The organism is Kribbella sp. NPDC051137 (assembly GCF_040682535.1).
GTDB lineage: Bacteria > Actinomycetota > Actinomycetes > Propionibacteriales > Kribbellaceae > Kribbella > Kribbella karoonensis.
In genome coordinates this window covers 245,287-269,260 of sequence record NZ_JBFBBI010000008.1, presented here as the reverse complement: position 1 = coordinate 269,260, position 23,974 = coordinate 245,287, and the positions used below count along the sequence as shown (strand labels likewise).

Here is a 23,974-nt window from a genome sequence, read left to right as displayed (position 1 = left end):
CCTAACGCAGCGCGGCGCTCACGTCGGGCTGCGCGCCGAGCTGGGCCCGGAAGACGAGCGACGTCGACAACGGCCACGCGGCCACCTGCGGTACGTCGTCCTTCGCGGGCTTCGGCGCCGGCATCAGCGTGACGCCCGCGACCACGGTCCCCCGGGTCTGCTGCACCATCAGGTACGTCGGCCGCGGCTGCGCCGGGAACGGGACCGGCGTGGTCGCCCCGTTCAGCACGTCGAGCGCCCGCGTGACCAGCACCCGGCCGGCCGCGTCGCGCAGCTCGAACTTGACGCTCCCGGTCTTCCCGGGCGCCGTCACCTGCAGCAAGACCGGCTGCTTGTGCGCCGGCAGCACCAGGTACGCCGGGCCGGTCAGTGCCTCCGCGGACCCGATCGACGAGAACTCGGTCCGGCTCGCGTCGGTGGCCCGCACCGCCGCGGTCACCGGCTGGTCGGAGGTGATCGTGATCGCGCTGGCGTCGCCGTTCAGCACCTTGTCGAGCGAGACCGTCCGGACCGAACCGGCGGGCACCGCGACGGTCTCCAGGCCGGCCGGCTTGAACGAGCCGTTCGGGCCGTTGATCGTCAGGCTCGCGGTCGCCTGCAGGTCGGTCGGGTTCGCGATCGAGAGGATCCGGTTCCCGCCGCCGGGAGCGACCGCGGGCACGAACACCTTGGTCGCGGGCGCGGCCGAGGTGTTCAGCCAGTCGACACCGACCGGATCGTTCCCGGACGAGGCGTTCGAGCGGACCGCGGCGGCGACCCGGCCGCCGGTCGACTCGACGTGCAGGGCGATGTCCCGGAGGTTCGGCGCGTCCTGCCGGAGGTAGACCTGCGACGTACCGCGAGCCGGCACCACGATGCCGCGGACCGCGGGCAGGTCCGCGGAACCGGCGCGGGAGTACACGCTGACGTTCACCTCGGCGTTGATGCTGTCCAGGTTCGTGAGCACGAGGACGTCGCGGCGATCGCTCGCTCCTGACGCACCGACGAACCAGAAGTCCGATCCGGGCAGCTGGCACGGCACGCTCGCCATGCCGCGGTTGACCTCGCCGTCCGGCGCGGTCGTGGTACTGGTGCCGACCGCACCGGCGGCCAGCGGTCCGGTGCCCTTGATCGACAGCGGCACCGGGCTGGTCACCACCGGGCTCGAGCCGATCGTGCCGCGCTTGAGCAGGGATCCGACCGGGTCGGACGTGGCCGGGAGCGGCGCGATCGACAGCGGCACCGCGGTCCCCGGCGAGGTCGCCGTACCTTCGGGCAGCGTCGGGGAGACCGCGTTCACCACGCTGGTCATCTTGCCGCCGGGCGCGACCGCCGGGCAGGCGAGCGCCGTACGGTTCACGACGGCCCGCGCCGGCTCGGCCTCGGCCGCCTCCACGCGGGTGTCGGCCTTGCCCGGACTGGTGACGACGCCGAGCCCGGCCAGCACGGCCATGGCACCGACGACGGCCGCGATCCGGAGGCGCGGGTCGGACAGCAACCGGCTCACCGGGGGTCCCTCCTCGCGTGCGTGCCTTGCGGTACGGCGACGGTCCGGCGGACCGTCGGCAGGCAGAAGATCAGCGCGATGATCCAGCCGATCAGCCCGAGGATGCGCCACAGCGAGTGCGTCTGGTCCACGATCGGCGTGCTGCCCTCGATCTTCGAGCGGTCCACCAGCCACGAGGCGTCGCCGTCGTTCGCGCTGGCCCGGGTCAGGCCGGGCAGCGAGTCGAGGGTCGACTGCAGCGTCGGGTCCACCGGACCCGGCAGGTACACGTAGTCGATCGCGAGGCCGGCCAACTGGCGCCCTTCCTCGCCGCTACCGCCGCCGCCCAGGGTGGCGAGCACGTCGGTGATCGGCTTGGTCTGGGCCGGGGTCGGCGCCGCCTCCAGCGCGCCCATCCGCGGGCCGCCGTTCTTGACCAGCGCGAACCGCGTCTGGCCGCCCGGCGCTTTGCGCACCACCAGGATCGACTGGTTGTCCGGCGGATCCTGCGAAGCCACCAGGTACGCCGGGAGGTCCTGCGCGGGACCGCGCCACAGCGGACCGTCCGTACCGCGCACCATCCAGAAGCCCGCGGTCACGATCGTGGTCACCAGCGCGAGGCCGAGCACGCCCTGGACGATGAGCTCCCGCGACTTCCCGACCGAATCCCAGGCGACGGTGACGGAGATGATCCAGCCGGCCGTCATCAGGAACATCAACGGCCCGCTGCCGCCGCCGAGCCGGCTCGCGACCAGCGTCCCGGCCAGACCGGCCAGCGCGGCGAACCAGCCGAGCAACTCGTACCGCTGCCGGGACTCCCGCAGCAGCCCGACCAGCGCGACCACGATCAGCGGTACGGCGAACCACCAGGGCGTCGGCGCACCGATCGGCGTACCGGTCAGCAGATGCGGCAGGCTGTCGCCCGGACCGATCGCGGCGGTCGGCGGACCGCCCGCTTCCTGGCCGAGCTTCGACGGGTGCCGCACCAGGTCGATCGTCCACGGCAGCACCAGCAGCAGACCGAGCACGACCGAGAACACCAACTGCCGCCCCTGACGCCGCCAGCCGAGGCCGAGAACCGCGCCGAGCACCAGCACGACCGCGATCAGCAGACCGAGCGCCGGCGTGAACGCGAACAGCACGGCCAGACAGGCGCCGGCGAACCACGCGGCCCGCCAACTGCCCTGCACAACCACACGCCGCCGCCGGGCGACAGTGTGGACAGCGGCACCGAGCAGCGGCAGCACGATCGCCGCCACACACGTCCCGAGCCGTCCCTGTGAGATCGCCCCGTTGGTGAAGACCGCCAGCCCGTACGCCGATGCGCCCCAGGCGCGGGCCACCCGGTCGACGACGAAGGACCGCAGCAACGCCCACGCCGCGAGACCGGCCAGCGGAACCGCTCCGAGCAGCAGGATGTTCGTTGCACCGCCCGGACCGAACAGCACCGTGGAGAACGCCCACATCTGCCCCAGCCACGCGGGCGGAGTGATGCCGGGCGGAGCGGACGCGGCCGCGTGCCACAGGGCCGCCAGATTCTCCTGGGCCGGCAGCAGCAGGTGCGAACGCAGTGCGCCGCCCCCGATCAGGCCGCGCGCCGCCACCACGGCACCGAGCGCGAGCACCACCCACGTGACCAGGAACGGCCGCCGGATCAGTTGCCGGCGCCAGCGCGGCTGGTCGACTGCGACACGCGCGGTCGACTTCGCCCGGCGGGCCGTCGTGACGACCTGCTCCTCGGGTTCGTCCGCCCAGGCTTCGCGGATCCGCTCGGAGATTGTGCTGGTGGTCTCCTCCAGGTTGTGCCGCAGGGCGTGCACGGACCGGGAGAACAGGCCCTTGATGTCGTCGTACGGGACCTGGTTGAGATTGCGGCGGTTCTTGCGGGCCGTGGTCCAGCCGCCGGCGAGCAGGGTGCCGAGCAGGGCGGTCCACTCGTCGACCGCACCGGACGGTGTCTTGCCGACCACGAACCAGATCGACCGCAGCACCGTGCCGAACAGGAACCGAAGCACCAGCAGCGGCAGGAGTTTGGCAGGAGCGTTCGCGAGAACGGTGTAGTACGCATGGGCGCGGTCGAGCTGGTACGCGTGCCGGCGGGTGCCGGCCAGCGCCCGCTCGCCGGTGGCCGCGGCCTGCGCGTGGTAGACGACCGCGTCCGGCGCGACGCCGACCTGGTACCCGGCGCGGCTCGCGCGCCAGCCGAAGTCGATGTCGTCGCGGAACATCGGCAGCCGCGGGTCGAAACCGTGCAGCGCCTCCCAGACGTCGCGGCGGACCAGCATGCCGGCCGAGCTGACCGCGAGCACGTTCCGCGGCTGGTCGTGCTGGCCCTGGTCGAGCTCGCCGTTCTCGATGCCGGTGTCGCGGCGGCCACCGAGCGACGTGGTGACGCCGACCTCGAGCAGCTCGCGGTCCCGCGGCCAGAGCCGCAGTTTCGGACCCCAGACTCCGGTCTCCGGCGATATAGTGGCCTGGAGCAACAATTTCTCCAGGGCCTTCGGAGCCGGTGCGCAGTCGTCGTGCAGCAGCCACAGCCACTCCACCACAGGCACCTGGCCATCGTCGCCGTACGGACCGACCGCGCTCGGGATCGGCGCGAAACCGTGGGTTTCCAGGCCGCGCGCGACCGCCACACCGAAGCCGGTCCGCGCGGACAGGCTGACCACGGGCTCGACAGCGGGCATCGCGGCCAGCAGTTCGGCGGTCTCGTCGGTAGAGCCGGTGTCGACCGCGATCAGCCGGTCCGGACGCGGGTTGAGCGCCCACAAGGACTCGGACAGACGCGGCAGCCACGCCGCGCCCTCATGCCCGACCACCACCGCGGTGACGACATGCCGGACCCGCGGGCGGCGCATGTGGCCACCAGTGTGATCGGTCGGGAAGTCGACGGAGTCGAAGAATTCCCAACCGGCCGGAGCTTCTTGTTCCATGCGGAGCTGTGACACCTCGATGCTTGCGGACGGTCACCGCGACCGCAGGTCCCGGCGAGGACTCACCATACAGCCGCTCTCGGAGTGTCGGGAAAGCCGCAGCTTCGACCTGTGGAAAGCCGCGGGCCCCGGACGACGTTCGTCCGGGGCCTCGCGGAAGTCTCTGCTGTTGCTGTTGTTCTCAGCCGCCGCTCAGACGGCCTTCTTCTTCAGTTTGCGGCGCTCCCGCTCCGACAGACCGCCCCAGATTCCGAAGCGTTCGTCGTTCTGCAGCGCGTACTCGAGGCATTCGCCCCGGACGTCGCAGCCGAGGCACACCTTCTTGGCCTCGCGGGTGGAACCGCCCTTCTCCGGGAAGAAAGCCTCTGGGTCGGTCTGGGCGCAGAGCGCCCGTTCCTGCCAGTTCGGCTCCTCCTCGATCGCCTCACCGTCGACAATCGCCATCAGGCCCTCTGTCACGGTACGACCTCCTCGACCCTGTTCGTTCCCCTGTACATGTGGGTTTGCGGTCCACATGCCTGACCTCGTCCGTCCTGCGCTCTGCAACGGTCCCCGATACCGAGTGTCCTAACGAACGACACGGTTGAAATTACATTCCTGCAATGCACGAAAGTCAAGCCGTGCTCTGCTATTGGGATCATCCGCAACATGCCCGCAAAAGAACGAGAGGCCTGCAGATACAGGCCTCTCGCGCCGGGTACCCGGCTTCAAACCTCGTGATACCGCAATTTTCGGGCAGCACCGGTAAGGGCTTGCTGCGCTGATCGGCTGACCGATCAGGAAGGCTGGGACCACCAGCCCTGCTGGCCCTGGCCCGGCTGGTTCGGGTCGTTCTTGTCGCCTTCGACGCGCTGGTCGACACGGGTCGCGTCGTCCGTTTCGGCCTGCTGCGCAGGCTCTGCGGCCGCCGGCTGCTCGGCCGGCTTGTCGTCGGCCTGCCAGGACTGCTCCTGCTGCCAGGCCTGCTGACCCTGCTGGGCGTCGGCCTGCTCGTGCGAGCCCTCGGCGGCAGCGTGGTCCGACTGGCCCCACTCCTGACCGGACTGGGCCTGCTGGCCGTAGTCCTGGCCGCTCCACTGCTGGCCGTGCTGCTGACCGGCGTCGGAGCCCCACTGCTGCTGCTCCTGCGGCCACTGCTGGCCCTGCTCCTGGCCGCTCCACTGCTGCTGGCCTTCGGAGTTCCACGCCTGCGTCGGCTCGGCCGCGGCGGCCTGGCCTTCGGCCGGCCACGCCTGCTCCTGCTGGCCGGAGTGCTGTGCGGAGTGCTGACCGGCCTGCGGGTCGGCGTGCTGGCCGTGCTGGGCCTCGGCGTCACCGGCGGACCAGGCCTGCTGCTGCTCGCCCTGGTTCCAGCTCTGCTCCTGCGGCCACTGCTGCTGGTCGCCCTGACCCGCTGCGTAACCACCGGCAGCGCCGGCCGCCGCGTAACCGCCGTACTGCTGGCCCTGGTCGTACTGCTGGCCGCCGTACTGACCCTGCTGGTCGTGACCGTAGCCCTGCTGCTGCGCGTAGCCCTGCTGGCCGTACTGCGCCTGCTGGCCACCGAACTGCGGCTGGCCGTGCTGTCCAGGCTGTCCCTGCTGGAACTGACCCGGCTTCGGAGCCTTCACCGGCGCCGGCAGCGCCTGGAACGTCTTCAGGGCGTACAGCCCGACACCGCCGTACAGCGCGAGACCGCCGAGCGACGCGATGAACCCGACGATCTTCTCGCCGGCCGTGCCGCCGCCGTTGAACTGCGCGAACGTCGCGACCAGGCCGATCAGCAGGAACAGACCGGTGATGACCAGCGCGGCCAGCGTGACGATCCGGGCGTTCGGCGTCCGCTCACCCTCATTGACCAGCCAGACCGCGGCGACCAGCGCCGGGATCAGCGCGATCGTGGTGACCGACGGCGGGACGATGATGCTGTGCACGCCCGCGGACGCGGCCACGAAGCCGATGCCGCCGACGAACAGCTGGAAGAGCGCTGCCACTGCGAGCAGGCCTGTGAATGCGAGCAGGATGTACGCGACCGGCTCTCTGAGCTTCTTGGTTGCGTCGGTGACCACGAGGGGCTCCTCGGATGTTGGGGGCCGTACAACTGAGCTGTGCGGATCTGATGACTCACCGCAGCATAGTCGTGCGGTGGGCCGACGCATTGACGACTCGGGCAGACTCTTCCCATGCAAGTTCGCACCCACATGCCCAAGCGATACACCGTGCTGGCCGGCGGCATCGGCGGTTCCGCCTTCCTGCGCGGTCTGCTCAAGGCCCGTCCGGACGCCGAGATCACCGTCGTCGGGAACACCGCGGACGACATCACCCTGTTCGGCCTGCGGGTCTGTCCCGACCTCGACACCGTGATGTACACCCTCGGCGGCGGCATCTCGGAGGAGCGCAAGTGGGGTCGTGAGGACGAGACCTGGGTGATCAAGGAGGAGCTCGCGGCGTACGGCGTGGAGCCCACCTGGTTCGGGCTCGGCGACCGTGACATCGCGACCCACCTGGTGCGGACCCAGATGCTGGACGCCGGGTACAGCCTGACCGCGGTCACCGAGGCGCTGTGCGCGCGCTGGAAGCTCCCGGTGCGGCTGCTGCCGATGAGCGACGACCGGATCGAGACCCACGTCGTGGTGGACGACCCGGAGCAGCCCGGCCGCCGCAAGGCGATCCACTTCCAGGAGTACTGGGTCCGTCACCAGGCGGCCGTCCCGGCGCACCAGATCGTTGCCGTCGGCCAGGACAAGGCGAAGCCCGCGCCCGGCGTACTGGACGCGATCGCGGACTGCGACGTACTGATCATTCCGCCGTCCAACCCGGTCGTCTCGGTCGGCACGATCCTCGGCGTACCGGGGATCCGGGAGGCGGTGCAGGCGACCGCCGCGCCGGTCATCGGGCTGTCGCCGATCATCGGCACCGGCCCGGTCCGCGGGATGGCCGACAAGGTGCTGGCCACCGTCGGCGTCGCGGCCACCGCGTCGGCGGTCGCGCGGTACTACGGCTCCCGTACGTCGGGCGGCGTCCTCGACGGCTGGCTGATCGACAGCTCGGACGCGATCCAGGCGGATTCGATCGCCGGAGCCGGAATTCACGTCCAGGCGGTGCCGTTGTGGATGACCGACGAGACCACCACCGCCGCGATGGCTGACGCGGCACTCACCCTCGCGGAGGCCGTACGGCGATGAGGAAGCACCTCGAGATCTTCCCGGTAACAGGGCTGCCCGAGGTGGCGGCCGGGGACGACCTGGCAGCGCTGATCGCGGACGGTGCCGACCTGCGCGACGGCGACGTCGTCTCGGTGACGTCCAAGATCGTCAGCAAGGCGGAGGGCCGGCTCACGTACGGCACCCGCCGCGAGGCGGTCGACGCCGAGCTCGTCCGGGTCGTCGCACAACGTGGCGAAACCCGCATCGTGCAGACCCGGCACGGCCTGGTGATGGCCGCGGCCGGCACCGACACCTCGAACACGGCGGCCGGCACGGTCCTGCTGCTCCCCGTCGACCCGGACAGGTCCGCCCGTTCGCTGCGCGCGGCCTTGAAGGATCGGTACGACGTGAACGTCGGCATCGTCGTCACCGACACCCTCGGCCGCCCGTGGCGGAACGGCCAGACCGACGTGGCGATCGGCGCCGCCGGGGTCCGCGTGGTCGAGGACCTGCGCGGTACGACGGACAGCCACGGCAACGTCCTGGCGGTCACCGAGCCCGCCCTCGCGGACGAGATCGCCGGCGCCAGCGAACTCGTGAAGGGCAAGGCCGACGGCGTACCGGTCGCCGTACTGCGGGGGCTCGAGGACGCCGTACTGCCGGTGGGAGAGGACGGGCCCGGGGCGCGGGCGCTGGTGCGGGACGCCGAGCACGACATGTTCAGCCTCGGGACCCGGGAGGCGGCGCGGGCCGCCGTACTCGACCGGCAGCCGCCGGCCGGGCTGCGGGAGCTGGACCCTCTGCTGCTGTCGGACCTGGCTGTCGAGGGTGTGCTGGTCGAGGCTGGTGACAACGCTGTCACCGTGTCGGGTGCGGACCCGGTCACGGTCGGAGTCGCCGCCGAGCGGGTCGCCGTACTGCTGCACGCCGAGGGTTACGGGGTCGCGGTGCAGGCCGGGCCGGGTGCTGTTGCGACGGTTACGTTCGGCTCACGGTCGAAGTAGTTTTCTAGGCAACTTCTTAGGGTCACCTCGTACACTGCCATCGCACGGCGGCGCGGTGGCCGCCACAAATCCCGGGAAGACCAACACTGTGGGTAAAGCGTCGTCGCAGAAACAGTCGCGCCGCCAGATGATCGAGAAGATGCAGCGCGAGCAGGCCGCCTCGGACCGCCGCCGTACCGTCATCATCGTGATCTGCTCGATCGTGGTCGGACTGGCGATCATCGCCTACCCGGCGATCCGGCTGGTCCAGGACTCCCGGACCAAGAACCAGGCGCTCACCGACTTCGGCGTCGCGGCCGGCTCCGCCTCCTGCGACCCGATCACCAACGACACCGCCGGCGGCACCCAGGACCACCGCCCCGACGGCGAGAAGATCCTGTACTCCGTGTCCCCGCCGTCCTCCGGCCCGCACTACGCGGTCTGGGCGCCGTTCGACAAGAAGTTCTACTCGACGAGCGACCGCCCGCCGGTGGAGAACCTGGTCCACAACCTCGAGCACGGGTACACGATCCTCTGGTACCGCGACACCCTGCCGAAGGACCAGATCGACAAGATCGAGAAGATCGCCAAGTCGAAGCTCCCGGACGCCTCGCTGAACAAGTTCATCGCGGCGCCCTACAAGCAGTCCGAGGGCAAGGGCTGGCCGGACGGCAAGAACCTCGCCTTCGCCCACTGGAGCGGCCCCGGCACCGACCAGAAGTCCTTCGGCCACCGCCAGTTCTGCGGCTCGGTCAGCGGCGAGGCCCTCAAGCAGTTCATGGAGAAGTACCCCGCCACCGACGCCCAGGAACCGAACGGCGGCTGACCTCGCCGCCGCTCCACCACGAGGGTCAGATGTAGTCCGCGTGGTCGGACTGGACCTGGGCTACGAGTTCCTTGACGCGTTCGCCGTCCGACAGTGGGCAGACCATGGTGACGTCCTGGGTGTGGACGATGATGTGGCTGCGGAGGCCGACGGCTGCGACCAGGTGGTCGGGGTCGTCGGTGACGATGATGTTGTCGTGGGAGTCGAGGAGACAGCTGAGGGTGGTGCTGTCGGTGCGGTTGCCGTTCGGGTCGGCGTCGTACGTGTCGGCGAGCGCGGCCCAGGAGCCGACGTCCAGCCAGTGCACGGGCATCGGTACGACGACCACGTCCGCGTCGACCTTGCCCTGCGAGGCGGGTTCCATCACGGCGTAGTCGACGCTGATCTTGCGCAGGTTCGGGTAGATCTCGGCGAGGGTCGCCTCGCGGGCCGGGGTGTCCCAGACGGCGGCGACCTCGCGGAGGCGGGCGGCGGAGTCCGGGAGCAGGGTGTCGAGGACGTTCAGGACCGTGGACGCCCGCCAGACGAACATGCCGGAGTTCCACCAGAACCGCCCGGTGGCCAGGTACTGCTCGGCGGTCTCGCGGTCCGGCTTCTCGCGGAAGCGGTCGACGACGTACGCCGCGGTGCCCTCGATCGGCTCGCCGCGCTCGATGTAGCCGAGGCCGGTGTGCGGGTGGGTCGGCTCGATGCCGAACGTGACCAGCGACCGGCCGCGCGCCTCGACCACCTCGAACCCCTGCTCGATCGCGGTCCGGAACTCGTCTTCCGGGCTGATCAGGTGGTCGGAGCCGACGAAGGCGACGACGGCGTCCGGGTCGTTCCGCGCGACGACCGCGGAGGCCAGGCCGATCGCGTTCGCGGTGTCCCGGCGGGCGGGTTCGCCGATGATGTTGTGCGGGCCGAGCTCGGGCAGCTCCTTGCGTACGACGTCCGTGATCGCGCCGACCGTACAGACGTAGATGTTCTCCGGGGCGACCAGTCCGAGCAGCCGGTTGTACGCCACCCGCAGCAGCGACTGCCCGGCCGCCAGCGGCAGCACCTGCTTCGGCCTGTCGTCTCTGGACATCGGCCACAACCGTGTCCCTGAACCACCCGCCAGGATCACCACGTTTCGCATGCAGAGACCCTACCGGTCGGGCGGTTGCGGAATCCGGAGGTGCTGGAGGTCCGGCGGCACAGGGGTGTCCGACGGCTGCCAGAACAGCTCGGACTCCCCGTCGATCCCGGTCGCCGGCGCGTCCGTGAGACGGAACCGATCGCGCAGCCGGCCGTAGAAGTCGGTCGGCCGCAGCCGCACCAGCCGCAGCCGTCGCGGTGATCCGTACACCCCGATCCAGTCCCCGGGGTCGAGGACGCCGCGCAGCTGACCGTCGATGCTCACCGCCGCCTGCCCGGAGTGCGGCAGCACCCGCAGCGCGATCGGCTCGTCCGGTGCGGCGACGACCGTACGGTTGAACGTCATGTGCGGCGCGACCGGAGTGAACACGATCGCCTCGGTGGTCGGCGACAGGATCGGCCCGCCGGCGGCGAAGCTGTACGCCGTCGACCCGGTCGGCGTCGCCACGATCACCGCGTCCGCGGAGTACGACGCGAGCAGCCTCCCGGACAGGTACACACCCAGCGCGACCTGGTGGTCCCGCGCGAGCTTCTCCACGACCACGTCGTTCAGCGCGGTGACGTCGAGCGCCATGCCCCAGCCGTCGCCCTCGGCGACCTCGTGCCGGACCGGCGGCGGAGGCAGCGCGGGACCGTGGCCGTAGCGCAGCAGCGACTCGATGCCGTGCGGGATCTCCAGCGGCCGGGACGCTCGCATGGTCAGCGTCATCCGTTCCTCGTACGTCGCTCCGCCGTGGTGGACCGCTTCCAGCGCGGCCTCGACGTCCTTGCAGGCGACCTCGGTCAGGAACCCGACCTTGCCCAGGTCGACCCCGAGTACGGCGGCGTCGTTCTTCGCCGCGATCCGCGCACCGCGCAGGAACGTGCCGTCGCCGCCGAGCGTGACCACCAGGTCGGGGTCACCGGCATGATGCAGCTCCGCGGTCCCGGAACGCCGTTCCTCGTGGTCCTTCCAGACGTCGATGTCGGTACAGCCGATGCCGTGCGCGGTCGCCCAGCGCCGTACCGTCTCCGCGGTCTGCACCGCCACCGGCCGACCCTGATGAACCACCAACCCAAGCCGCGATATCGCCACACCACACGGTAACCCGGCTATTCGGCCGCCTGGACGATCGGATCGGTCTCGTCGTCGAACTCGCCGATCACCTCTTCGAGCAGGTCCTCCAGCGCGACCACGCCGATCGCCCGCTCGCCGCCGCAGACCACCGCGAGCTGCGAACGTTCGTCGCGCATGGTCCGGATCGCCTTCGCCACCGGGGTGTTGTCGCCGAGCTCGAGCGCCGCCATCATCAGGTCCGACGCCCGGCTCGCGGTGTCGCCGGCGGTGGTCGCCCGGGCCGCGTCGCGGACGTGCACGATGCCGCAGATCCCTGCAGAACCGTCGGTACCGGAAACGACGGCGAGCCTGGAGCGGCCTTCGCGGCGGCTGGTCAGCTCGATCTCGCGGGCGGTCGCGGTCGCCGGGACCGTGGACAGCTGGGCGATCGGCGTCATCACCTGGCCCACCGTCGTGTTCTGCAACGCGAGCATCGCGGTCAGCAGCTCGTGTTCGGGCTCCTCGAGCGTCCCGTGTTCGCGGGAGGACTCGATCAGCAGCCGCAGCTCGTCCGGCCCGTGGGCGTTGGCGATCTCGTTCTGCGGGGTCACACCGACCAGGCGGACGCACAGGTTCGCGATCCAGTTCAGCACGCTGAGCAGCGGCCGGAACACGTACGTGAACCCGCGGAACGGCATCGCCAGGATCAGCGCGGACCGCTCCGGATCGCTGATCGCCCAGGACTTCGGCGCCATCTCGCCGAGCAGGACGTGCAGCAGGCCGATGCCGCCGACCGCGATGATCAGCGCGACCACATGCCCGACGCCCTCCGGGATGTGCGCGAGCTCGAACAGCGGATGCAGCAGGTGCGCCACCGCCGGCTCGCTCAGCGAACCGAGTCCCAGCGTGCACAGGGTGATCCCGAGCTGCGCGCCCGCGAGCATCAACGACAGCTCGCTGACCCCCGCGATCGCGGCCCGGGCGGACCGGCTGCCGGAAGCGGCCGCTTCCTCGAGCCGGTGCCGCTTCGACGCCACGAGCGCGAACTCGGCCGCGACGAAGAAGCCGTTCAGCGCCAGCAGTACGACCGAGATGACGAGCGCCCACGTCGTACTCATGCCACACGCTCCATCAGGACGATGCCCGGCACCCGGCGCTCGATCGTCTGCACGGTGAGCCGTACCGACTCGGTCGGCACCGGCTTCCCGTCGTGGTCGATCCGCTGCGGCAGCTCCACCACCAGCGCGTCACCGACCTCCGGGATCCGGCCGAGCCGCGCCATCACCAGCCCGGAAACGGTCTCGTAGTCGTCGCCTACCGGCAGCGGTACGCCGGTGGCCTCCTCGACCTCGTCCAACCGCCAGCGGGCCGGCACCACCCACGACCCGTCGCCGCCTTGCACCAGGCCGGTCTCCGGCAGATCGTCCTCGTCGCGGATCTCGCCGACCAGTTCCTCCGCGATGTCCTCCAGCGACACGATGCCCGCGAACCCGCCGTACTCGTCGACGACGATCGCCAGCTGCCGGCGCGCGGTCCGGAGTCGTTCCAGTACCGCGGGCAGCGGCAACGTCGTCGGTACGGCGACCGGCTGGGTGGCCAGCGACCCGACCGCGATCGTCGCGCGATCGGCCGGTTCGAGCTCGACGACGTCGCCGATCGCGACCACGCCGATCACCTCGTCCACCGACCCGCCGACGACCGGGAACCTGCTGTGTCCGGTGTCCTGCAGCTCGACCACCCGGGTCAGCGGCTCGTCGCGGTGCACGGTGACGACGTCGACGCGCGGCACCATCGCCTCGCCGGCGGTCCGGCCGCGGAAGTCCAGGCCGCGGTCCAGCAGCCGCATGGTGTCCTCGTCCAGCAGGCCCTGCTCGTACGACGTCTCGATGATCCGGTCGAGCTCCTGCGGCGTCGCCCCCTGCGGCAGCTCCTCGACCGGCTCGATCCCGACCCGGCGGAGAATCCGGTTCGAGGCCGAGTCGAACAGGTGGATCACCGGGCCGGCCACCGCGAGGTACAGCAGCGTCGAGCGGGACAGCCGGAGCGCGATCGCCTCCGCGCGGGCGATCGCCAGGTTCTTCGGGGCCAGCTCGCCGAGCACCATCTGGATGATCGTTGCCAGCAGCAACGCCAGGATCACCGAGACGGACAGGCTCACGGCCTCCGGTACGCCGGCCGCGCCGAGCAGGTGCTGCAGCCCCTCGCCGAGGTACGGCTCCGCGAAGTACCCGGCGAGCAGCGCGGTGATCGTGATGCCGACCTGCGCGCCGGACAGCACGAACGACAGCCGTGCGGTGACCTTCAGCGCCCGCGCGGCCGCCGCGTCACCGTCCGCGGCCAGCGTCCGCAGCCGGCTCCGGTCGACGGCGACGTACGCGAACTCCTGGGACACGAAGTAGCCGGTTGCAACGGTCAGCACCAGGATCAGGCCCAGGCCGGCCAGGATCAGCATGACCGAACCCTATGAGAACTCGAGCGACCGCAGTACTGCGGGGTCACTCACGTCGAGGCGGCTGGCCTACCGTCCGGTGGTTGGCTTCCAGGGGACGACCTCGCCGTCGCGGACGAGTTCGCCGTACAGGTCCGGGTCGACCTGGTCGGCCAGGATCAGGTCGGCGAGCGGGCGGACCGCCTCGGCCGGGGACTTGGCCCGGCTGAAGTCGTCGAACCACGGGCGGGACGCGCGCGTGTCGACCAGGCCCGGGCAGACCGACGCGACCAGGGTGCCGGCGGCCAGGTCGTCCTCGCGGCGGTCCGCGGCGACCGCGCGGACCGCGGCGACCTGGGCGACCTTGGACGGGAGGTTGATCCACTCCGGCCACCCGTGCGCGGCCGCCGTGCCGTCGTGGACCGCCGTACGCCATTCCTCGACGACCTTCTCGACGTCGTCGAGCGAGGCGCCGTCGAAGCGTCCCCACAGCTGCTCAGGAAGCTGCTCCAGGGTCCCCAACGAGCTGGCGACCACGATCAGCCGACCGCCCGGTCGCAGGATCGGCCCGAAGGCGCGCAAGATGTACTGGGCCCCGAGGTTCGCCACGTCCGCGAACTCGTCGACCTGCTCGACCGGCGTCTTCCCCGGCTCCAGCGGACCGACTGCGTTCGACACCACGATGTCCACAGCCCCGAGCTCGTCAGCCAGCCGTTGCACGGCTTCGCCGTCGGTGACGTCCAGCACCCGGCCCTCGACCCGGGCCTTGCCTTGAACCCGAGCTGCCGCGGCGGCGACCCGTTCCGGGTTGCGGCCGGTGAGCAGGACGAGGTCTTCGGGGCTCATGCGGTTGGCGAGTTCTTCTACGAGTGCGTAGCCGATGCCTTGGTTGGCGCCGGTGACCAATGCGATTCTCATGCGGCCAACGTAGGCCTGCACGAGGTATGACTCCAGCGAAAGTTCGGCACAGGTGGTATGCGTAGACGTCATGGACTTCACCGATGTCTCGCCGGTCGCGTTGCGGATTTTCCGGGAGGTGGCGGAGCGGGGTACGTTCACCGCCGCCGCGGCCGCGCTCGGGTACACGCAGTCGGCCGTGTCACGGCAGATCGCGACGCTCGAGCGTGCCGCGGGCAGTCAGCTGCTGGAACGGCGTCGCGAAGGCGTCGTACTGACGGCGGCCGGGCAGGTGGTACTGCGGAGCGGTGCGGTCGTCCTCGACCAGCTGGACGCGGCGGCGCGGGAGCTGGCCGGGTTACCGGTCGCGGGCGGGACGGTGCGGCTCGGGTGGTTCCCGAGTGCCGGCGCGGTTTTGTTGCCGCGGGCAATCAGCGCGGTACGGCGTACGCATCCGGCGGTGACCGTGACGACGCGGGAGGGGTCCACGCCGGCGCTGGTGCGGGCGTTGCGGGCCCGGACGATCGACCTCGCGGTGATCGCGTCGGCGCCGCCGTTCCGGCCGCCGGACGCGGAGACGCCGGCGCTCAGGCTCGAGACGCTGGCCGAGCGGAGCCTGCTGCTGGCGGTGCCGACCGGGCATCCGCTGGCGGCGTACGACGCGGTCGACGTCGGCGAGCTGCGGGGTCAGCGGTGGATCGCCGGACCGGCGTCGAGCGGGGAGCTGCTGATGGGGGTCTGGCCGGGGCTGGACGAGCGGCCGGTGGTCGCGCACACGGTGCGTGACTGGTTCGCGAAACTGCAGCTGGTGGCGGCCGGGGCCGGCATCACCACGATCTCCGCGTCGATGGCACCGGCGGTGCCGGCCGGTGTCCGGGTGCTCACCGTCCGCGGCGGCCCTCAAGAACTCCGCCGCACCATCCTCGCCCGCCTCCCCGGCCCCCTGCCGGAGCCGGTCGCCCTACTGGCGGCCGCCCTCCGAGCTGCGACCGCCGAACTCACCTGAGCCCTCCGGCTGCGCCGGAGCAACAGGAGGCGTGTCCTGCTGCGCGGGGGCGGGAGTGCTGGGCGCCTGAGCTGGTGCTTGGGGGACCTGGGCCGGGGTGCTGTCGTCGCCTTGGCGGGCTTTCTCGAATTCCTTCATCGCCTTGGCGGCGTTGCGGGTCAGTTCCGGGAGTTTCTTCGCACCGAACAGCAGCACGACGATGACCAGGATGACGATCCATTCGCCGCCTTCCGGCAGCGCGAGCTCTGGCACCATGACGAACCCTTCTCTCCACTCATTCCCTCCCAACGTACGCCGGTCCGCGAACCGTAGGGTGGGCCATATGTCACAAGTCCTGCCCGAGCTGTTCGCGGCCGCGGTCCGCCGGGACGGCGCCCGGCCCTTCCTCACCTACTACGACGACGCGTCCGGCGAGCGGATCGAGCTCAGCGCGGTGACCACCGCGAACTGGGTCGCCAAGACCGCGAACCTGCTCACCGACGAGTACGACCTCGAGTCCGGCGACACCGTCGCCATCGGCCTCCCGCCGCACTGGCTCGGCGTGGTCTGGGCACTGTCCACCTGGTCCGCCGGCGCCGCCCTCACCAGCGGGACCGGCACCGTCGCGATCACCGGCCCCGACCTCGCGATCCGCGGCGAGCGCGAGACGGTCGCCTCCGCCCTCCTCCCCCTCGGCGGCCGCTTCCGCGAACCGCTGCCGGAGGGCGTGCACGACTACGGCGCCGAGGTCTACAACCACCCCGACGTCTTCTCGCCGTACGACGCCCCGACGCCCGCTTCCCCGGCGTACGACGACCTCACCCACGAGCAGCTGATCGGTGCGGCGGAACCCGTCGCCGACCGGATCCTGGTCACCCGGACGCTCACCGACCGGGACGGTCTGGGCCTGCTGGTCGGGGTGATCGCCGGAGGTGGTTCGATCGTGCTCTGCCGCAACCTGGACGCCGGGAAACTCGAGCGCCGGGTCGCGGACGAGAAGGTCGACCGAATTCTGGAGGGGTAGTGCGACGGTTCGAGGGCAAGGTGGCGCTGGTCACGGCGGCGGCGCAGGGGATCGGGTCGGCGGTCGCGCGCCGGCTGGCCGACGAGGGTGCGTCGGTCGTGGTCACCGACCTCCAGGAGGACAAGCTCGCGGAGGTCTCGAAGAGCATCGGTGACCAGGCGCTGCCGGTACGCGTCGACGTGACGAGCCGGGACGACGTCGACGCGGCGGTCACGGCCGCGGTGGAGCGGTTCGGCCGGCTGGACGTCCTGGTGAACAACGCCGGCGGCTGCATCGTACTGTCGGCGCCGGAGGACGCGACCGCGGAGGAGTTCCACGCGCAGCTCGACCTGACACTCGTCGGCGCCTCGCGCTGCATCCAGGCCGCGCTCCCGCACCTGGTGAAGAACCGCGGCAACGTCGTCACGATCAGCTCGGTCAACGGCCTCGCTGCCTTCGGCAACGTCGAGTACGCCGCCGCGAAGGCCGGCCAGATCGCGCTCAGCGTCAACTACGCCGCGCGGTACGGCGAGCTCGGCGTCCGCTTCAATGTAGTTGCCCCTGGCACCATTCGGACCCCGGTCTGGGACCACCAGCCGGGCACCCTGGAGCGGTTCAGCAAGATGTACCCGCTGGGCCGCGTCGGCGAGCCGGAGGACATCGCCGCCGCCGTCGCGTTCCTGGCCTCGGACGACGCTTCCTGGATCACCGGCCACACCCTCCCGGTGGAAGGCGGGATCCTGACCGGCCCGGGCGGGATGAACCTGGGCCCGTCAGGCTTCTTCAAGAAGGAGTACTAGCGCGGCCAGGCCTCCCACGCGGTCGCGAACATCTGGTCGACCGTGTAGGTGTTCTGCCAGCCGAGGTCGCGGGCCGCGAGGTCGCCGTTCGCCACCACGCGGGACGGGTCGCCGGGCCGGCGCGGGCCTTCCGAGGGCGTGAAGTCGATCCCGGTCACGCGCCGGGCGGCGTCCATGATCTCGCGGACCGACGTACCGGTGCCGCTGCCGAGGTTGTAGACGCGCTCGAGGGACTTGCCGGCGTCGAGCGCACGGGCGGCCGCGACGTGCGCGCGGGCCAGGTCGGCGACGTGCACGTAGTCCTTCACCGACGTACCGTCCGGGGTCGGGTGGTCGGTGCCGTAGATCTGCGGGGTCTTGCCCTGGGTGAGCAGGTTGCAGACGATCGGGAACAGGTTGTACGGGCTGGCGTCGTAGACCGTCGGGTCCCCGGAGCCGACCACGTTGAAGTACCGCAGCGAGGTGTGCCGCAGGTCGGCGGCGGCCGCCTGGTCGCGGAGCAGCCATTCGCCGATCAGCTTCGACTCGCCGTACGGCGACTGCGGGTCCGGCGCGGTGTCCTCGGTGACCACCTCGTCGCGCGGCGTCCCGTACACCCCGGCGCTGGACGAGAACACGATGTTGCGCACGGACTTCTCCGCCATCGCCTCGAGCAGCGACACCATCGCGGTGACGTTCTGTGTATACGTGTGCAACGGCCGCTCGACCGACACCCCGGCGTACTTGAACCCGGCCAGGTGCACGACCCCCTCGACCCCGTCGAGCGCCTCGCGCACCGCCTTGCCGTCGAGCAGGTTCGCCCGGACGAACGGCACGCCGTCCGGGACGAACTCGGCCTTCCCGCTCGACAGGTCGTCGATCACGACCACGTCGATCCCGTCGTCGCGGAACGCCCGCACCACATGCGCTCCGATGTACCCAGCACCACCAGTCACGAGCCACGTCATGTCTCAGATCCTGCCACCACACCACCGGCAGACCACGCGAAACGGGCCGAACCTGTACCAACCGGCAGCCGACTAGCAGACAACTGCCAGCCAGAAGTAGGACAACTCGGTCCACTCCACCTCACGCCCGACGTCGGCGGCGAACTGCTCCCGGGTCGGGAAGTTCTTCAGCACCTCGAACGTCCGCCCGTCGGACAGCCGCCGCGTCTGGTACGTGTCCCCGTGCGCGGTGGTCCGGGTGATCGGGTGGTTGCTGCCCTCCACGTACCGGTTGTCCGCGAAGATCACCACCCCTCCCGGCTCGACCCGGTCCAGCAGTCCTTGCGCGAACCGCCGGACGTCGGCCCGCGGCACGTGCGACCAGAAGAACCCGGCGAAGATCGCGTCGAACTGGCCGTCGACCGCACCGAGGTCGTACGCGTCCGCGGTCCGGAACCGCACGTCCGCCTCGCCGTACGACCGGGTGCGTGCGACCGCGAGCGGCTCCTCGTTGAAGTCGGTCGCGACCACGGACCGTGCCGTGGTCGCGAGGGCGGTCGTCCAGTAACCGGTACCGGCGGCGACTTCCAGCACCGAACGGCCTTCGACCAGTGGCGGCAGCAGCGCCCGCAACCGGGCGATGTCCTCCTGCCGCTCCGGCTTCTCGTACACCGCGTCGTACTCGCCGGCCCGCTCGCGGTAGTACTCGGTCAGGTCGTTCACTTCGGGACTGCCTTGAGCTTGGGCGTCAGCAGGAACGCACCGACGTACAGCAGCGCGGCGATGATCAGCAGCCCGTGGAACCCGATCACCAGCGCGGCGTACTCGAGACAGCCGCCGAGCATCGCGCCGAGCAGGTTCGCGCCGAACGACGCCGTACCGTCGGCGGTGTCGGTGAACCGCTTCGCGAAGATCACGTTCGCCGCGAAGATCGGCAGGAACGCGATCAGTACGGCGACCAGCGCGCGCAAGCCGACCGGCATCCCGAGCAGCCAACTGTCCGGGAACACCCAGGACAGCGCGAGCCCGCCGAACAGGACCGCGAACATCACCTTCACCGGTGGTGTCTTGAACTTCCTCGTCACTTCGACCGCGGCAAGCACCGCCACCAGCACGCCGGCGAACACGATCGCGTTCACGACCCACGTCGTACCGAACAGCAACGCGAACCCGGTGATGCTCTTCGTCTCCAGCAACATGAAGCCCGCGCCGAGCAGGAACAGGTCCGCGTACGGACGCATCCGCCGGTACGACGACCCGCCGCCCGCGATGCCCACGCCGACGATGCCCGCGACCAGGATCAACCCGAGCGTGACGAGGTACAGCGACGGGATCCGGTCCGTGAACAGGTACAGGAACGGACGGTTGTCGGTCGCCGGCGGCGGCGTCTCCGCGGTCGCACCGGCCCACTCGGACCCGCAGGTCTGGTCCTGCTCGGTGAGGCCGACCGTGACGACCGCCTGCTGCAGCCCGTCACCGATCCTGTCCACACACGGCTTGTGCCCGAACGCCGCCTGCGCGGTCGACGCCAGCCGGTCGATCAGCCAGGTCTCGCGGTAGTAGTTGTACATCGCGAACGCGCCACCGGGGTTCAGATGGTCGCGCGCCGACTCGAACGCCTGCTTGGTGAACAGGTAGCTCTCCAGCCGCAGCGAGCTCGCCCCGTTGACCAGCGTCAGCGAGTCCGGCAGCGCCAGCAGGATCATGTCGTACTTCTTGTTCGTCCGGCTCAGGAACGCACGCCCGTCGTCGATGTGCGACGTCACCCGCGGGTCCTGGTACGGATGATCCGGGTTCAGCTGCTTGCCGAGATCCCGGATCCGCGGGTCGATCTCGACCGCGTCCACATGCGTCGCACCCTTCTTCAGCGCGATCGCCACGTCGGAGCCCGATCCGGCCCCGATGATCAGCACGCTCTTCGGCGTCTTCCCGGTCGCCGCGCGCTCGTACGGCAGGCCGTACTGCGGCTCCCACTGCAGCCGCGACTCCGCCGGGATCGCCTGCTGGTGCGGTACGCCGTTCACGGTGATGGTGAGCAGCGGGACACCTTGCCAGGTGTACTGCTTGGTCTTCACCTTGTAGTACGGCGACCAGCTGAGGTCGGGCCGCGTCGACTCGTGGAACAGCACGCCGAGCATCACGAGCAGCGGCGCCAGCACGAGCGCGGCGCTCACCGCCGTGGCGACGAGCCGGGTGCCGGAGGCGGTCCGCGGGATCATCAGCGCCGCGAACACGATCGTGACGATCAGGCCCCACCAGATCGGCGGCGCGCCGAGGAACGACAGCGCGGTGAACGAGACGATCCCGACCAGGCTGCCGACCAGGTCGAAGCGGTACGCAGTCAGTCGCGGCAGCTCGGCGAAACAGCGGCCGACCAGCTCGGCCGGACCGGCCAGCACCACCGCGGCCGCGACGAAGATGATCGGCAGGATCACCCAGACCGGCGGGCCGGTGGTGTTCAGGCTGGTGAAGTAGATGACGCTGGAGCCGCCCCGGTTGACGGTCACCGGCTTCCAGGCGATCACCACGACCAGTAGGCCGAGCATGATCGGCGAGTAGTACGGCAGCCGCTTCGCGCGGCTCGAGCGCAGTACCCCGATCCCGATGCCGAGGAACGAGCCGAGCAGCACGAAGTTCGAGAAGTAGCTCAGGTGGACGACGTTCGAGCCGGTCCAGCGGATCAGCGCGAGCTCGGTGAAGAGCATCAGCGCACTGGACGCGACCAGCCGCGTCCGTACTCCGAACGGGCTCGGCCAACTGGGCGTGGACACGTGGTCGGTTGCGGAGTCGACAGCCATGCGGGGCGACGTTACCGGATTTCGAAGTGGCGTGCGTCACCCCGCAGGCAAACTTATCCCGACGTCAGCGACGGCGGGTGGGTTTCGGGAGTTCGCAGCCGGACTTGTTCAGGTCGATCGCGCGGTCGGCGGTCAGGCAGGTGTAGAGCCACCAGGTCTGCTCGCCGTACGCCGCCCCCTGGTCGACGGTGACGTTGCCGTCCGCGTCGACCTCGCACGGGTTGTTCACCGTGCAGCGCTCGCCGTCCTCGTTGCCGGTGTTGTTGATCCCGATCATCTCGCCGGTGCTGGTGCTGACCACGGGCGATCCCGACGTACCGCCGATGGTCTCGCAGCCGGGCTGCTGGTACTTGATCGAGTCCTGCCAGGTCCAGTCGCCCTCGCGGAGTTGCGGGATCGTGGCCTGTACCGAGCAGGTGTAGATCCGTTTCCAGTAACCGGAGACGACCGCCATCCCGGCGCCGTCGGCCGGGGCCTGCTTGGCGAGGGTCAGCGGCGTGACGTTCAGCCGGCTCTTGATCGACGCGTAGGTCTCGTTGACCTCGTACACGATCAGGTCGGTCTTGGTCATGGTGCCGAACAGGATCTTGTCGGCGCGGACCGTGCCGGCCCGGCTGGAATCCGGGTTCAGCAGCGTGATCGACCGGGTGGAGGCCTTGTTCACCAGGACCTGGCCGGGCTGCAGGAACCCGCCCTCGTAGCAGTGCCCGTTGGTCAGCACGAGGGCCTTGTCCGTGTCGACGGATTCGGCGTACCGGACGAGGGAGGCCGAGCAGTTGCTCAGCGCGGCGATGCCGGTGAAGTCGGCGCCAGGCGCCGCGGCTTGGGCCGCGCTGGTGCCGAGCAGGCTGGTGGTCGCGACCGCGGTAGCGGCCAGGACTGTGCGGAAAAGTTTCATGGGGGCGGTTTCCTCACTGTTTGTACTTGAAGGACTTCGTAACGCATCCGTCGCGCCTGGACCATCACAGGCGCGTGAAGCAGGGTGAAAGCACGGGTTTTCCTGCGCTGTGTGAGGAGGCTGCTACTCTTCGTCTCCGGATCCGCCCGGGTGCGAACCATCGGTACCACCGGCACGTCGTACCAAGTGATGACAAGCAACCAGGTACGGTCGGGAGCAGACCACCGGAGTGGAGAACGGAAGGACGTCATGCCGCAGGAGAAGCCAGACCTGCGCAATCTCCGCGAACCGGTCCGGTTCAAGCGGGCGCTGACACTGCTGTTGATGACGCTGGTCCTGCCGGGATCGGCCCAGATCGTCGCGGGCTCGAAGAAGGCCGGCCGCTGGGCCTGGCGGGTGGTCGCCGGGCTGATCGCGATCGTCGTCTTCCTGGTGATCCTCGGCCTGATCTGGCGCTCCGGGACGATCAACATCCTGGCCAGGCCGGGCACGCTGCGGCTGGTGCAGATCCTGCTGATCGTGCTCGCGCTCGGCTGGGCCGCGCTGTTCGTGGACGCCTACCGGATCAGCCAGCCGCTGACGCTGGAGCGCAACCACCGGCTGATCACCAGCATCCTCGACGGGGCGCTGATCTTCGTCGTGGTCGGGGCGCTGGTCTACGCGAGTGTGATCGTGAACACCCAGCGCGACTTCGTCGCCAGCGTGTTCGGCAACACCAAGAGCTCGAAGGCCGACAAGGGCCGCTACAACGTGTTGCTGATGGGCGGCGACTCCGGCGCGGACCGGGTCGGCACCCGGCCGGACAGCATGACCGTGGCGAGCGTCGACGCGAACACCGGCCGCACCGTCCTGATCGGCCTGCCGCGGAACCTCGCGAAGGTCCCGTTCCCGGCCGGCACGCCGCTGGCCAAGCAGTTCCCGAACGGTTTCCAATGGAAGAACTGCGGCATCGAGTGCCTGCTGAACGGCGTCTACACGTACGCCGCGAACCACAAGGACCTGTTCCCCGGCAACCCGAACCCCGGCGAGACCGCGACGTCGCAGGCGATCGAGGCGATCACCGGGCTGAAGATCAACTACTACGTGCTGATCGACCTGACCGGTTTCCGCGACCTGATCAACGCCGTCGGCGGAATCACCCTGGACATCGGCAAGCGGGTGCCGATCGGCGGCGAGACGTCCCCGATCAAGGGCTACATCGAGCCGGGCAAGAACGTCCACCTGGACGGCTACCACGCGCTCTGGTTCGCCCGCTCGCGCGCCGAGTCGTCGGACTACGACCGGATGGCCCGGCAGAAGTGCGTGATGTCCGCGATGCTGAACCAGCTGTCGCCGCAGACCGTGCTGACCAAGTTCCAGGGCATCGCGTCGGCCAGCAAGGAAGTCGTCAAGACGAGCATCCCGGCCGGTGAACTGGGGACCTTCATGGACCTCGCGCTGGACGCGAAGAAGCTCCCGGTGTCAAGCTTCTCCGCGGTCCCGCCGTTGATCCGCACGGCGGACCCGGACTTCGCGGTGATCCGGGCCAAGGTCGCGGAGGCGATCGCGAAGTCCGAATCGCTGGACAACGACGGCCCGGGAGGAGACGGTAAGACCTCGACGACCACTCCGCGTAGTACCGCGGGGACGTCCAGCAGCAAGCCCAGCACCACCCACACCACGAAGAAGCCGAGCAAGAAGCCGACCAGCTCAACGTCCACACCACCCGCCAACGGCGTCGACGACGTCGCATCGATCTGTAAGGCCTGACCT

Annotated in this window: 21 protein-coding genes; 7 read left to right on the top strand and 14 right to left on the bottom strand. The window is 70.1% G+C overall.

The genetic code is table 11. From position 1 onward, the window contains the following. Position 1 precedes the first annotated feature (1 nt). The 4 genes from AB0M51_RS39350 to AB0M51_RS39335 all read right to left on the bottom strand — a co-directional run bounded on the left by AB0M51_RS39350 (position 2) and on the right by AB0M51_RS39335 (position 6,446). Positions 2 to 1,486, bottom strand: a complete 1,485-nt coding sequence (locus AB0M51_RS39350) for a DUF5719 family protein (protein ID WP_363753733.1) — start codon at positions 1,484 to 1,486, stop codon at positions 2 to 4. Beyond that, positions 1,483 to 4,398: a glycosyltransferase family 2 protein gene (locus tag AB0M51_RS39345; RefSeq protein WP_344198944.1), complete on the bottom strand. Its 2,916-nt coding sequence runs from the start codon at positions 4,396 to 4,398 to the stop codon at positions 1,483 to 1,485. Before AB0M51_RS39345 ends, AB0M51_RS39350 begins: the two co-directional genes overlap by 4 nt. A gap of 192 nt (positions 4,399 to 4,590) precedes the next feature. Then, entirely contained in the window at positions 4,591 to 4,857 is a 267-nt protein-coding gene (locus AB0M51_RS39340; protein WP_132150138.1) for a WhiB family transcriptional regulator, read from the bottom strand. Positions 4,858 to 5,174: 317 nt separating this feature from the next. Then, entirely contained in the window at positions 5,175 to 6,446 is a 1,272-nt protein-coding gene (locus AB0M51_RS39335; protein ID WP_363753728.1) for a hypothetical protein, read from the bottom strand. Positions 6,447 to 6,560: 114 nt separating this feature from the next. On the opposite strand from AB0M51_RS39335, the gene cofD reads away from it, so the two are divergent. The 3 genes from cofD to AB0M51_RS39320 all read left to right on the top strand — a co-directional run bounded on the left by cofD (position 6,561) and on the right by AB0M51_RS39320 (position 9,332). Further along, positions 6,561 to 7,562, top strand: coding sequence for a 2-phospho-L-lactate transferase (gene cofD, locus AB0M51_RS39330; RefSeq protein WP_344198949.1), 1,002 nt, complete (start codon positions 6,561 to 6,563; stop codon positions 7,560 to 7,562). Next, positions 7,559 to 8,527, top strand: a complete 969-nt coding sequence (locus AB0M51_RS39325) for a coenzyme F420-0:L-glutamate ligase (RefSeq protein WP_363753724.1) — start codon at positions 7,559 to 7,561, stop codon at positions 8,525 to 8,527. The genes cofD and AB0M51_RS39325 overlap by 4 nt, the downstream gene beginning before the upstream one ends. A 139-nt stretch (positions 8,528 to 8,666) precedes the next feature. Continuing rightward, the gene (locus AB0M51_RS39320; protein WP_363753721.1) at positions 8,667 to 9,332 is read left to right on the top strand and encodes a DUF3105 domain-containing protein; all 666 of its coding nucleotides are present in this window, start codon (positions 8,667 to 8,669) and stop codon (positions 9,330 to 9,332) included. Between the two features lie 25 nt (positions 9,333 to 9,357). Here the strand turns inward: AB0M51_RS39320 and AB0M51_RS39315 are convergent, their stop codons facing one another. From AB0M51_RS39315 to AB0M51_RS39295, 5 genes are all read right to left on the bottom strand, one after another. Beyond that, positions 9,358 to 10,452, bottom strand: coding sequence for a sugar phosphate nucleotidyltransferase (locus AB0M51_RS39315; protein WP_344198955.1), 1,095 nt, complete (start codon positions 10,450 to 10,452; stop codon positions 9,358 to 9,360). A 9-nt stretch (positions 10,453 to 10,461) separates the two neighbouring features. Beyond that, on the bottom strand, positions 10,462 to 11,481 hold the full coding sequence (locus tag AB0M51_RS39310) for an NAD(+)/NADH kinase (RefSeq protein WP_344198957.1): 1,020 nt from the start codon (positions 11,479 to 11,481) through the stop codon (positions 10,462 to 10,464). A 62-nt stretch (positions 11,482 to 11,543) separates the two neighbouring features. Next, the gene (locus AB0M51_RS39305) at positions 11,544 to 12,605 is read right to left on the bottom strand and encodes a hemolysin family protein (RefSeq protein ID WP_363753717.1); all 1,062 of its coding nucleotides are present in this window, start codon (positions 12,603 to 12,605) and stop codon (positions 11,544 to 11,546) included. Further along, the gene (locus AB0M51_RS39300) at positions 12,602 to 13,939 is read right to left on the bottom strand and encodes a hemolysin family protein (protein WP_363753714.1); all 1,338 of its coding nucleotides are present in this window, start codon (positions 13,937 to 13,939) and stop codon (positions 12,602 to 12,604) included. Before AB0M51_RS39300 ends, AB0M51_RS39305 begins: the two co-directional genes overlap by 4 nt. 66 nt (positions 13,940 to 14,005) lie before the next feature. Then, positions 14,006 to 14,833 (bottom strand): SDR family NAD(P)-dependent oxidoreductase, encoded by an 828-nt coding sequence (locus AB0M51_RS39295; RefSeq protein WP_363753711.1) that lies wholly within the window; start codon positions 14,831 to 14,833, stop codon positions 14,006 to 14,008. Positions 14,834 to 14,903: 70 nt separating this feature from the next. Between AB0M51_RS39295 and AB0M51_RS39290 the strand changes: the two genes are divergently transcribed. Beyond that, positions 14,904 to 15,818 (top strand): LysR family transcriptional regulator, encoded by a 915-nt coding sequence (locus AB0M51_RS39290; RefSeq protein WP_363753708.1) that lies wholly within the window; start codon positions 14,904 to 14,906, stop codon positions 15,816 to 15,818. On the opposite strand, the gene tatA is transcribed toward AB0M51_RS39290, so the two are convergent. Further along, on the bottom strand, positions 15,774 to 16,073 hold the full coding sequence (gene tatA, locus AB0M51_RS39285; protein WP_344198967.1) for a twin-arginine translocase TatA/TatE family subunit: 300 nt from the start codon (positions 16,071 to 16,073) through the stop codon (positions 15,774 to 15,776). The genes AB0M51_RS39290 and tatA overlap by 45 nt on opposite strands. Before the next feature lie 67 nt (positions 16,074 to 16,140). Between tatA and AB0M51_RS39280 the strand changes: the two genes are divergently transcribed. Next, on the top strand, positions 16,141 to 16,821 hold the full coding sequence (locus AB0M51_RS39280; protein ID WP_344198969.1) for a TIGR03089 family protein: 681 nt from the start codon (positions 16,141 to 16,143) through the stop codon (positions 16,819 to 16,821). Continuing rightward, positions 16,821 to 17,600 carry an SDR family NAD(P)-dependent oxidoreductase gene (locus AB0M51_RS39275; protein ID WP_344198971.1) on the top strand — a complete coding sequence of 260 codons (780 nt, stop codon included), beginning with the start codon at positions 16,821 to 16,823 and terminating at the stop codon, positions 17,598 to 17,600. The genes AB0M51_RS39280 and AB0M51_RS39275 overlap by 1 nt, the downstream gene beginning before the upstream one ends. Here the strand turns inward: AB0M51_RS39275 and galE are convergent. The 4 genes from galE to AB0M51_RS39255 form a co-directional block, all read right to left on the bottom strand. Next, positions 17,597 to 18,547: a UDP-glucose 4-epimerase GalE gene (gene galE / locus AB0M51_RS39270; RefSeq protein ID WP_363753703.1), complete on the bottom strand. Its 951-nt coding sequence runs from the start codon at positions 18,545 to 18,547 to the stop codon at positions 17,597 to 17,599. The two genes, AB0M51_RS39275 and galE, sit on opposite strands and share 4 nt — an antisense overlap. 72 nt (positions 18,548 to 18,619) lie before the next feature. After that, entirely contained in the window at positions 18,620 to 19,249 is a 630-nt protein-coding gene (locus AB0M51_RS39265) for a class I SAM-dependent methyltransferase (RefSeq protein ID WP_363753700.1), read from the bottom strand. Next, positions 19,246 to 21,324 (bottom strand): spermidine synthase, encoded by a 2,079-nt coding sequence (locus AB0M51_RS39260; protein WP_344198977.1) that lies wholly within the window; start codon positions 21,322 to 21,324, stop codon positions 19,246 to 19,248. The genes AB0M51_RS39265 and AB0M51_RS39260 overlap by 4 nt, the downstream gene beginning before the upstream one ends. 64 nt (positions 21,325 to 21,388) lie before the next feature. Then, positions 21,389 to 22,222 (bottom strand): serine protease, encoded by an 834-nt coding sequence (locus AB0M51_RS39255; RefSeq protein ID WP_344198979.1) that lies wholly within the window; start codon positions 22,220 to 22,222, stop codon positions 21,389 to 21,391. 249 nt (positions 22,223 to 22,471) lie between these two features. On the opposite strand from AB0M51_RS39255, the gene AB0M51_RS39250 reads away from it, so the two are divergent. Continuing rightward, on the top strand, positions 22,472 to 23,971 hold the full coding sequence (locus tag AB0M51_RS39250) for an LCP family protein (RefSeq protein WP_363753695.1): 1,500 nt from the start codon (positions 22,472 to 22,474) through the stop codon (positions 23,969 to 23,971). Positions 23,972 to 23,974: the final 3 nt, after the last annotated feature.

Bases quoted from the DNA above. Each gene is read 5' to 3' on its own strand.
- AB0M51_RS39280 (WP_344198969.1), top strand. From the start codon at position 16,141: ATGTCACAAGTCCTGCCCGAGCTGTTCGCGGCCGCGGTCCGCCGGGAC.
- AB0M51_RS39290 (WP_363753708.1), top strand. From the start codon at position 14,904: ATGGACTTCACCGATGTCTCGCCGGTCGCGTTGCGGATTTTCCGGGAG.
- AB0M51_RS39300 (WP_363753714.1), bottom strand. From the start codon at position 13,939: ATGCTGATCCTGGCCGGCCTGGGCCTGATCCTGGTGCTGACCGTTGCA.
- AB0M51_RS39250 (WP_363753695.1), top strand. From the start codon at position 22,472: ATGCCGCAGGAGAAGCCAGACCTGCGCAATCTCCGCGAACCGGTCCGG.
- AB0M51_RS39260 (WP_344198977.1), bottom strand. From the start codon at position 21,324: ATGGCTGTCGACTCCGCAACCGACCACGTGTCCACGCCCAGTTGGCCG.
- AB0M51_RS39345 (WP_344198944.1), bottom strand. From the start codon at position 4,398: ATGGAACAAGAAGCTCCGGCCGGTTGGGAATTCTTCGACTCCGTCGAC.
- tatA (WP_344198967.1), bottom strand. From the start codon at position 16,073: ATGGTGCCAGAGCTCGCGCTGCCGGAAGGCGGCGAATGGATCGTCATC.
- AB0M51_RS39305 (WP_363753717.1), bottom strand. From the start codon at position 12,605: ATGAGTACGACGTGGGCGCTCGTCATCTCGGTCGTACTGCTGGCGCTG.
- cofD (WP_344198949.1), top strand. From the start codon at position 6,561: ATGCAAGTTCGCACCCACATGCCCAAGCGATACACCGTGCTGGCCGGC.
- galE (WP_363753703.1), bottom strand. From the start codon at position 18,547: ATGACGTGGCTCGTGACTGGTGGTGCTGGGTACATCGGAGCGCATGTG.
- AB0M51_RS39295 (WP_363753711.1), bottom strand. From the start codon at position 14,833: ATGAGAATCGCATTGGTCACCGGCGCCAACCAAGGCATCGGCTACGCA.
- AB0M51_RS39255 (WP_344198979.1), bottom strand. From the start codon at position 22,222: ATGAAACTTTTCCGCACAGTCCTGGCCGCTACCGCGGTCGCGACCACC.
- AB0M51_RS39325 (WP_363753724.1), top strand. From the start codon at position 7,559: ATGAGGAAGCACCTCGAGATCTTCCCGGTAACAGGGCTGCCCGAGGTG.
- AB0M51_RS39320 (WP_363753721.1), top strand. From the start codon at position 8,667: ATGCAGCGCGAGCAGGCCGCCTCGGACCGCCGCCGTACCGTCATCATC.
- AB0M51_RS39315 (WP_344198955.1), bottom strand. From the start codon at position 10,452: ATGCGAAACGTGGTGATCCTGGCGGGTGGTTCAGGGACACGGTTGTGG.